We start from the raw sequence: 10057 nt of genomic DNA, 5'->3' as shown, positions 1-10057 counted from the left end.
CATTTGCTTTCTCTAACCTCCTTTACCTGCATACCTATCGGCCACCTTCACAGGTAGCTTTCCCATAGGGAGGTATACAGGCTTACCCTGTTCCGTATGTCGCGTAAAAATGTCAACTTAGATGCCCACAATGGTGCGGAGAGTACAATGACCACGAAAGAGCATTGTCCAATCTCTTTCCGACTCTCGTTGCCTTTTGGCTACAGCGTATTAACCACTTCCGCTGTTTCATCACATAACGCGCCTTAAATGGATTCACATTACATTCATCATATTGACTCCCTAGCACTCACCCGATTTTGAGGTTATCAGGAGGAACATCCTCTCACGATTTTGCTCCCGCACAGCCTAACGACCAAGCTTCGTTACGTTGTCAGAGCCGCTGCTTTATTCAGGCTCTTAGGGTCATCTGGTGATACAGATGGTTCACTCTGCGTGGTGAACAACGCTTCATACGACTTCAGGTCGCACGGACAATTATGAGTTAGATAAATTGCAGTACAAATAAAAAGAGGTCTCCTTTACCTGTATTAGTTCCTATTAGCTCTGATAGGTCCCGAGGCGATAAGTGGGGGGACGTAAAGCAAACAGAACCAGCGTGGTAGGTCACGTCGATTCAGTGATTTAGTTATTACTACCACTGCGTTAATGGTGAAACGAGTCTTCTCTATGCCATTGAGATCGCTGCAAGGGTCTATCGATTCAATATTTAGGCTAGCTTCATGTTCCGTTGAGCTGCCCACATAACAAAAGTATCATTCGCCATGCAAAAGAGGTAGATATCTCATCTAAAACAAAAGCAAGAGGCGCAATGCTGTGCCTAGCCATTGAGTAGAGAGGCATCAAGGTTTATGGTGAAGGTAAGTAGGAAGTAAAAAACCTTGTTCAGATGGGAAGCTTAGAGTATGGCGAAAGTTACACTTAGCGGTCGATACCAAGACGCCGGAAATCCTTGCTGCTGAGTTAAGTTTATCTAATGTTACCGGTGGAGAAGTGCTCCCGAACTTACTCAAATAAACACGCCGAAGTCTCATAGAGGTATCTGGCGATGGCGCTATGACACGAGGTCTTGTTACTATGCAATTCAGATTAAACTCGCGTTTGAGCTCATCCCCCTCCCGAAATCTCGCGGCTGGTTGCCCGGAGGTGTCCGGTTCCAATAAGTATTGGAAACAGCGGTCTGGTTATCACAAACGTTTACTTTCATAAACTTAGACATGCTCAAAGCGCTGTAGAAGCTTGGGATGCCTGAAACCTGTCGTATTGATTAAAAAGCATATCAAACGGTGAAAAATGGTCTCTCAACTGAATTACGCGACAAAGCGGCCGTGCTTTATTGTCTTCTATTTCACCCATCCTTCCAAAGCGCATCAAATTCTTGGGCTTCAAGGATGTCTTCAATGCGGCGACGAACTTTGGTCTGCTGCTTTAATTTTTCTGGCACGGTTTTACTTGGATATGGTAAGGCGTGGTTGGGTTTAAGCGGTATTTCCATGCGCTGATGGGCTGGTACGGTTCTTTTGTCCATGAGGTGTTCTCCTTATTATGAATCAATCCCACTATTTTAATATTTTGGCTGATGTCGTTCTCTTCAAGTTCATTCTGGGTGCGTGCTTGACGGGGCCAGAATGAACTTGAGGTGTAATGTATTTGGCGATGTGGTCAATTTCTTTTTTAACGACTTTGCTTTGAGTGGACGTTTTCAAAACAAGGTCTTCTGGATGTCTTGGAACCAATCCAAATTCAATTGAACTTCTGCGAGTCGCTTTTTGAGGATAAGGGTTTGACGAGCGTTTAATTGCGGTTGTTTCAAGGTTCGTTCGTAATATTGACATACCGTGAGGGTGGTTTTGATGCTGAGGTCTATCTCACGGCTTAATTCTGTTGGTGCGAGAGAATGATTCATCAATTTTATACAAAACGAATCTCTATGCTGACAGGTGGCCACCGGTGTCGATAGCCAGTTAATTAGCGCTTGTTTACCAAGTTCGGTGATAGTGAAAGCGTTGCCTTTTGAAGCACAGTTCGCATGCGCTTCTATCCATCTTTCTTTGTGCAATACCTTAATCTCTCGATAAGTATGCTGTAGGACGGCGCTCCAATAATGGGATTTGTTGATTTCTTTGGTGACGCTGTAACCTGAGTGGGGGTTTTCATTTAAATACGTCAATATGACGTAACGTAGTGACATCTTTTTAGTTCCTTCAATTATTACAATGCGGTCGGCTTGAATGCGCTGAGATGTTAAGTGAAACGACTTTCATCATTATTGGGGCGATTATTAACCTGACGTCTTTATGCTTCTTCTTGTCAGCTATCGCAAGAGGTTGAAGGGTAATTAATAATTAATAATTATCCGTTTTTTGATTTTGAGTTGTTGATAGGCTTTGTGGTAACCATACCGCTCTTTCCAATATTTATTTGAGCCGTATAACTTCTAGCTGCCCATTGCGAGATTTCTAGGATGGCCACGCTCCCAGAAGGCTGCCCCTTCTCTTGGGGGGAATAAGCGCAACGGCTCGCTTAATCTTAATAGCAGCGTGACACGATCTCGTGTCGTAAGCGCCATCACCAGATACCTCAAGGGTGCTTTGACGTGTTTGTTTCAGTAAGTTCGGAAGAACTTCGCCATAAACCTTAAGGCCAGTAGCATCAATGGCTAGGTACTGTATTGCTCCTCTCGTTTTAGTCTTAAATGAGACCTCAACTTGCTTTGTTCTACGACTGATGCAAGTGTAATGCGGACAACTTAATGGAACATGGGCAAGTCTAAATATCGAGTCGATAAATCCTTGTAGCGCTCTCAGTGGCCGCGTTTCACCATGAGCGCTGTCGTGAGAGCTAAATCACTAAACCGACGTGGTCTCCCGCGCTTATTCGGTTTGCTTTGCGCCCACCTGCTTATCGTCTCTTCATCAATCCATGAGGCTAAGAAGGAGAGTGAATGTAGTTGCTCAGATCATAGGTTGCTGACTTATTTCCATTGAGTTGCGCAAAAAACCGAGGGGAATAAATTAAATCATAAATTAATTGTTTAATTGATGGGTTTTAAGCATTTTATCAAGATGACTACAGTCGTCACATTTATTTTAGTCATTATTATAGTTTCAAAGGATATTTGAGTGGAAACTCCAACTAGTTATATTTGTATTGTTATCGTTGTTCTGGGTCGCGCCTTAAGAGATGACTGCAAAGGTATATTTTTCAGACGTAATAAATTGTTTATTCATTTGCAGATAAATTTGGATAAATAGTTATCTTCCCTCATTAAAAAACGGAATTTAAGCGTTATTCTTTGATTTTTATAAACTCGAATCTAGCATGAAAACTTTAATTTATGAGGATACATTCATCATGCAATATGGACAATCAAGGATTGACGCTGCTTTTCAGAATTTTATAGACAGTTTAACTCAAGCAGATATTTGTAAGCTTCAATCCCAATTTTCAAAAAAGCCTCTGGTTTGCATCGCCGATATACTGCCAGAAAATTTGTGGCTTGAATTGAGTGAGGAAGCATCAAACTTAGTGGAACATTATGGCAAGCGAAAAAGTTTGGTTGTCAAAGAAACTTCGGATACCGAACGTAACATGATCACAGTAGGAAATACCATCTGCCGTGAAAATTCGCCTTTAATTGCCGCCATTTATGATTCTAGACCATTCCGACGCTTTCTCTCACATATAGCTGGTGAAATCGTTCACCAATGCCCAATTGAAGATGAGCAAATTGCAATCTCATTACTTGAGCGGAAAGGTGATACTCATGGGTGGCATTGGGACGATTTCAGTTTCGGTCTTGTTTGGTTAATTGATATTCCGGACGCGTCGTGTGGTGGGTTCACGCAATGTATTCATAATACTAAGTGGGATAAAAAAAATCCCGCGGTTTATGACGTCATTACTAATAATGCCATTGAGTCTTATCATTTCAACAAGGGCGGTTTTTATTTTTTCAAATCCGGAACGACATTACACAGAGTGCACCCTCTGACAAAAGATTCACGTCGATTGATCGTTAATATGGATTGGGCTTCAACGAGTGATCTTGAAAGAGAGCTGTCCATTGAGACAACTCTAGATATCTATAGTTAGGGACGACATTATGAAGCACAGTAACAGATCACGTCACACTATTATCAAGGAGCTCGCCACTTACATTTCGGGTGGAGCAAATTCACCAGGGCGAAAATTCTCTGAAGTAACCACGCCAATGATCATAGCTGATAAAGCGAGTGGTTCATATATTTGGGATTCTGAGGGTACTCGTTATGTCGATTTTATAATGGGGTTAGGTCCCTGTTTGCTGGGTCACTCACCCGATTGTGTGGTTGACGCGATCAAAGAGCAGGCATCTAGGGGATTGGTACTTGGCTTAACTCATAGGAGTGAAGCTGAGCTTTCAAAGATAATAGTTAACTCTTCAAAGCACATAGACAAAGTTCGTTTCACCTGCAGCGGTACTGAGGCTGTAATGACTGCCCTACGTATAGCTAGGGGGATTACACAGAAACAAATAGTGGTGAAGTTTTCCGGTGGGTACCACGGTCATTGTGACACTATATTAAGTGGTGCTAATAAGAAGGAAATTTCTGATAATTTCGGCACGGACGGCATACATTCAAGTTTCAAAAACGCCACAATTACTTGTCGATATAATGATATAGAGCAGATTAAATCGATTTTTAGCCAGTACAGTGATGAAATCGCTGCAGTGATCATTGAGCCCGTTGCCACTAATATGGGGTTAGTGCCAGCGCAAATAGAGTTCTTAAAAACACTGAGAGTATTATGTTCTAAACAAAATTCACTGCTGATTTTTGATGAAGTTGTCTCTGGATACCGATTTGGGTTTGGTCCGGTTTCAAATGAGTTGGGAATTTATCCAGACCTTACAACATTTGGCAAAATAATAGGTGGTGGTCTAGCAATTGGCGCATATGGCGGCTCAGATTCTGTTATGGCGCAAGTTAGTAATGAAGGTGGTGTATTCCAAGGTGGGACCTTCGCTGGGAATCCACTGACAATGACCGCAGGGATTAGTACGTTACGCTCATTAGAAGATGGAAGTGTCTATGAAGGACTTGACGCGATTACTGACGTTTTTACAAGAGAGTTGAGTTACAAATTTAAAGAGTACGGTATCAACTTCAATGTTGTAAAGAAAGGACCATTGGTTAGCTTAATACTTGTTGAGTCGTTGACTAATCTCACCTCTTTGGATGACGTCCAGAAGCAAGATCAAACCATTTTTTCCTCGCTACATCAAAAACTCTGTGAGCAGGGCTATTTAATTCCACCAACGATAGAAGAGCCACTGTTCTTCTGTAGTCAACACACGGAGCAGCAAATACTTGAGTTAGCTCAATTAATAGCCTTTCATTTAAACACCATATGCCACGAGTAAGTTATGTCATCTAATATTGTATTAAAAAAAATACTACATCAATCTCAACTCTCCCCTGATGCTGTAGCGATTAAACAAGGTAGTAAAAGCATACGTTACGTTGATTTAATATGCCATGCTCAGGAATTGTCAAGTGAGTTACTAGAAGCTGGTCTTTCCCCAAGAACTATTGTGCCTATTATTTCACAAGGGGGAATTGACTATGTTATTTCATTGTTGGCGGTTTGGATGACCGGTGGTGCTTTTGTTCCCTTAGATGTAGATACCCCGAAGGCCAGAATGGCCAAAATGTTAAAGACTATTGATTCCGAGATAGTTATAGCTACTACCAAGCAATATGCCTGTCAGACGAGTATATATTACGACCATACTGTAAATTTGCCAACCCAGAATATTACGTTTGAATTACCTGAACCTGGAGCTATCTCGTATGGTTTTTTTACATCAGGAACCACTGGCGAGCCAAAGTGCTGCCTAAATCAGCATGCAGGGTTAGCCAACCGGTTTGACGTCATGTCCAAAGCTTTTCAACTTGAGCTGGGTGATGCAGTTTTACAAAATAGCAAACATACTTTTGATTCATCACTTTGGCAATTGTTGTGGCCGTTAACGACTGGTGGCAAAGTAGTTATTCCAATGCGAGAAGGGATTCTTGATATACAAGCAACATTGGATACTATCAGGGAAGAGCAGATTGTAATGGCAGACTTTGTCCCTTCTGTTTTAGGGGTTTATCTACAGTATATGGCTTCTAGGGCCAGAGGGAGTGACTACTTTAAGTCTTTTAGGAATATTCTTGTTGGGGGAGAAGAGGTATCTCTCAAGTTGATAAAAACTATTAGGTTATTGTGTCCATGGATCCAAGTCACTAATACATATGGACCAACAGAAGCTTCCATTGGCTTCGTGTTTCATCACTTTAACGGGAACGAGGAGAATAGTGTTCCACTGGGTCTTCCTATAGCCAACACTAGTTATGTAGTGCTGGACGACCAACTCAACGAAATAAATAAACCAGGTGTCTTGGGACAAATTGCTGTGTTAGGTGTTGGTTTAGGGCTCGGTTATCTTGGTCTTCCAGAATTAACAACTCTCAAGTTTAGAAGTATTAGGCGTAGTTCAGGCGATTATGAACCCTGTTATCTAACGGGTGATATAGGAAGCCTTGAGAATGGGGTCTTATTTTTCCATGGGAGAGAAGATAGCCAGGTCCAATTGAATGGAGTTCGTCTTGAGTTGACAGAAATTGAAATGGCGCTCGAGGCTATTCCAAGCATTTCATGCGCTAAAGTCGCCGTAGATGAAAATGCTAACTCTAAACAAATTTTGGCGGTGGTAACTGGGAGTTCGGCCGTAGATGAAAAAGATGTACGCCAAACGTTGTCTGAAAGTTTACCTTCGGAGTTCATACCCCAAAGAATAGTAAAAGTAGATGATTTTCCAAGAAACAACAACGGAAAGATCGAGAGAGCCAGTCTTCTGAAGCTTTTCAAGGACACTGAAGCAGAGTGCAGCCTTATCCCCGAACTTGTTAATATTCTGTCCAACTATTGTGTCTCTTCTGACATCGCGCCAGAAAAGAGTTTTGAGGAACTAGGGATTGATTCAATCAATCTGCTCTGCATAGCCATAGATATTGAAAAACAGCTAGGGAAAAGGATCTCATCTAAAGACATAGCCAGTATATTAACGATTAGTGAATTGGAATCTTCGGTTACCAGTAGCTCGACTAAAGAATTCAGGACCAATATTGAAATGTATTCAGGACCAGTTAGTCACCTATCATTTACTGAATCCGTTTTTATTTCTGGAGCAAGTGGTTATTTCGGGGTTCATTTATTATGTGAATTGCTCGTAGAGAGTAGTCATAAAGCAACTTGTTTGGTGAGAGCAAGTTCTGACGAAAACGCAAAGTTAAGGTTAATTGATTGTGCAAAACAGTACAAAATTGAGAATCAAATTGATTGGAAGCGTGTAACAGTCGTAGCTGGTGATATCACGCAAGATAAGATGGGATTATCTTCGGAAAGGTATGATCAGTTGGCTCTTCATACTTCTCATATTCTTCATACGGCGGCAGTCGTTAACTTAAACAAGAGCTCAGAAGCATTACGTTTAACTAACGCAGAAGGTGTAACAGAAGTATGCAAATTTGCTCTTCGTGCAAACGCACGTAAATTTCACTACGTGTCGAGTCTGGCTGTTGAAAAATTGATAAACAATAATTCGAGCGCTGAAGTGAGTGGGTACGCCCAGACTAAGTTTGAAGGAGAAAAGCGAGTCACAGAACTCACTAAGTTTAATATAGAAGTATCGATTTCGAGAGTAGGGGAATTGATGCCATCAGACAAATATAAAGTGCCGAATAGCAATTCTTTATTAGTTTCCTCTTTACGTGTCTTTAAGTCGCTAAACCAACTTGTTATCAACCATGGTAATGTATCTTATACGCCAATCGATGTAGCTTGCTCGGCGATAGTCTCAATCTTTAATTCTAAATTAGAGATTTCTTATCCCCCCCAAATATTGGCTCTTTATCCTAGTAAAAAAGTCGATTTTAGGTATCTGCTTGAGAGCCTTCTTCCAAGTCAGGTTTCTATACAATACAAAGAACCCCAAAATATTATTGATCAGATAATCACAAAATCATCGGTTTCAACCTTGGAGAAACACGATATTTTGATTCTTGATGCGTTGATGAGTGCCAACGAAAACGAACAGTGGCACCTGTTCGATAAATCTAGTGAGCACTTAGAACCGAGAAAATCAGCGCATTATTGGCCACTTATTGATAATGATTATTTACATCGAAACTTAAAGGAAATCTGATAATGATAATTGAATACACCTGTAATACTCTTCCTGAACGTCAGGATGTCTTTGAACTTTATCAATCTGTAGGTTGGAGTTCGGCACATAAACTTGATGAACTTATGCTCGCCCTTAATGGGGCTCACACACTGTACTGCGCCTACTCAGAAGGACGCTTGGTCGGTCTAGTAAAAACTATTTCCGATGGCTATTTAGTTGTGTACGTGAGCCATTTGTTAGTACTTCCAGAGTATCAATCGAAAGGTATTGCCAGTGAATTGATGAGCAAGACCATGAAAAAATACCAACACTTCCATCAAAAAGTTTTACTTGGTGATAATCAAGCATTTAGATTCTACGAGAAGTTTGGCTTTCATGTTGCAGATATTAAACCTATGTGGGTTTACGTAGGCACAGACCATTAAAAGGCAATGGCATGGACATTACCACAATCTTATTATTTACAGCTTCAATTACGCTACTATCAATAGTACCTGGTCCAAGTGTGTTGCTAGTGATGATTCAAAGTATGGGGGTCGGGCTTAAGTCGGGTTTAATAACGACCTTAGGAATTGTCATAGGTGCTATGTTATTTTTTAGCATTGCATATTTTAGCATCAATACGGCACTTGCTCAGAACGGCGTCCAAGGAATCTATCACTTCGTACAATTTGTTAGTGCCATATACTTAGGGTGGATAGGCTATAGTCTAATTATTGCGGCTTCTCCTCATTTAAGTGAAACCGATATCTCAACGTCTGATTTCTCAACAAAGGAATTTTTTGCCGGGCTATCTATAGCTATGGGGAACCCAAAAACTATCCTTTTTTATGCTTCTATCTTACCTAGTTTTGTTGACCTTACGAATAGTAATATCAGTGATTATATGATCTGTTTGGGGATTGTCGGTATTTCGACGGCACTAGTGCTTTCGATGTATGCTGTCATTGGTTACTGGATGCGGGCACATATAGTGTCAAGATACATTGAACAGTGGGGCAATAAAATTGCAGGATTTTTCTTTGTTTTAATGAGCCTTTACCTTATCTATCTTTTTTCGACGAGTCTATAAATTGGGGAAGCGTAACTGTTTGTAGAGTCTTTTCTTTCACAAAAATTTGGTGAGGGAAAAGTTGTCTTACCTTCATATGAATAAGTGTTTTCCTATTTGATAAGGGTGCTCTACACTTGTCAGACTGACTGGTTTGCTAAGTGACAAGAAATTACTGGACTTAGATATTCAAGTGCACTGTGCCTTCTTGTTCGGTAATAATTAACCTCGATGTATTCGAAGAGTGCTTGGCGCAGATCTTCTCTCGTCATTATCGGCTCGTATTGGACGTTCTATTTTCATTAAGTGGAAAAACTGGCGTTGACGCCCCTATATCAACACTTACGTCATAACTGAAAGGTCTTTGAATGTAATTGGGTAAAGTTAACGAACTATATAATGTTTCAAACACCTTTGTATTTCCTTTATTGAAAGCCCTTTCCGCTTTACTACATATAATCTTGTTTTTGACTAATATTGTTCTAGCTGCATTTTCAACCGCAAGCTCTTTCTCACTTAACTCAGAGTCAAAAACTCTTGGTGTGGCTCATGCTTTTTCCTTGAATTAGTAAAGATGATAATTTTTCAATATAAATAAAACATAAATTATTTAAATGTTCTTATTGATTGATTGAAATAGTCTATTGTCAGTTTTACCAATTTTTTAATTCCATCAAAATTTTCAAAAAATCATATTTTAGGCGGGGGAATGGACAATGAAGTTTAAAATAAGCACTATTGGACTATCAATCGGAGCGGTATTATTTGCAGGGCAAGATTACGAAGCC

7 protein-coding genes and 3 pseudogenes are annotated in these 10057 nt (G+C 40.5%); 6 read left to right on the top strand and 4 right to left on the bottom strand.

Annotated elements, in window-relative coordinates:
- Nucleotides 1-597 precede the first annotated feature (597 nt).
- Nucleotides 598-747 (top strand): annotated as a pseudogene (locus AB4482_RS15265) (transposase); the annotation flags it as partial.
- 601 nt (nucleotides 748-1348) lie between these two features.
- Here the strand turns inward: AB4482_RS15265 and AB4482_RS15260 are convergent.
- The 3 genes and pseudogenes from AB4482_RS15260 to AB4482_RS15250 form a co-directional block, all read right to left on the bottom strand.
- Nucleotides 1349-1528: a hypothetical protein gene (locus tag AB4482_RS15260; protein WP_016800071.1), complete on the bottom strand. Its 180-nt coding sequence runs from the start codon at nucleotides 1526-1528 to the stop codon at nucleotides 1349-1351.
- 174 nt (nucleotides 1529-1702) lie between these two features.
- A complete protein-coding gene (locus tag AB4482_RS15255; RefSeq protein WP_102428398.1) occupies nucleotides 1703-2191 on the bottom strand; it encodes a PadR family transcriptional regulator in 489 nt (162 codons plus the stop codon).
- Between the two features lie 249 nt (nucleotides 2192-2440).
- A pseudogene (locus tag AB4482_RS15250) lies at nucleotides 2441-2932 on the bottom strand (transposase); the annotation flags it as partial.
- 389 nt (nucleotides 2933-3321) lie between these two features.
- On the opposite strand from AB4482_RS15250, the gene AB4482_RS15245 reads away from it, so the two are divergent.
- Genes AB4482_RS15245 through AB4482_RS15225 form a run of 5 tightly spaced genes read left to right on the top strand, consistent with a single transcriptional unit; the run spans nucleotide 3322 to nucleotide 9290 of the window.
- Entirely contained in the window at nucleotides 3322-4095 is a 774-nt protein-coding gene (locus AB4482_RS15245) for a hypothetical protein (protein ID WP_229648115.1), read from the top strand.
- A 10-nt stretch (nucleotides 4096-4105) separates the two neighbouring features.
- Nucleotides 4106-5407, top strand: coding sequence for an aspartate aminotransferase family protein (locus tag AB4482_RS15240; protein ID WP_229648114.1), 1302 nt, complete (start codon nucleotides 4106-4108; stop codon nucleotides 5405-5407).
- 3 nt (nucleotides 5408-5410) lie between these two features.
- Complete coding sequence (locus tag AB4482_RS15235; RefSeq protein WP_229648113.1) at nucleotides 5411-8236, top strand: AMP-binding protein; 2826 nt, start codon at nucleotides 5411-5413, stop codon at nucleotides 8234-8236.
- A 2-nt stretch (nucleotides 8237-8238) separates the two neighbouring features.
- On the top strand, nucleotides 8239-8643 hold the full coding sequence (locus tag AB4482_RS15230) for a GNAT family N-acetyltransferase (protein WP_229648112.1): 405 nt from the start codon (nucleotides 8239-8241) through the stop codon (nucleotides 8641-8643).
- A gap of 11 nt (nucleotides 8644-8654) precedes the next feature.
- Nucleotides 8655-9290 carry a LysE family translocator gene (locus AB4482_RS15225; RefSeq protein WP_229648111.1) on the top strand — a complete coding sequence of 212 codons (636 nt, stop codon included), beginning with the start codon at nucleotides 8655-8657 and terminating at the stop codon, nucleotides 9288-9290.
- Nucleotides 9291-9409: 119 nt separating this feature from the next.
- Here the strand turns inward: AB4482_RS15225 and AB4482_RS15220 are convergent.
- Nucleotides 9410-9584, bottom strand: a pseudogene (locus AB4482_RS15220) (IS3 family transposase); the annotation flags it as partial.
- Nucleotides 9585-10057 lie beyond the last annotated feature (473 nt).

This window comes from Vibrio sp. 10N.222.55.C7 (genome assembly GCF_041473335.1).
Lineage (GTDB): Bacteria > Pseudomonadota > Gammaproteobacteria > Enterobacterales > Vibrionaceae > Vibrio > Vibrio crassostreae_C.
Note: the sequence above shows the minus strand (reverse complement) of the source record. Positions and strands in the feature narration are given on the sequence as shown.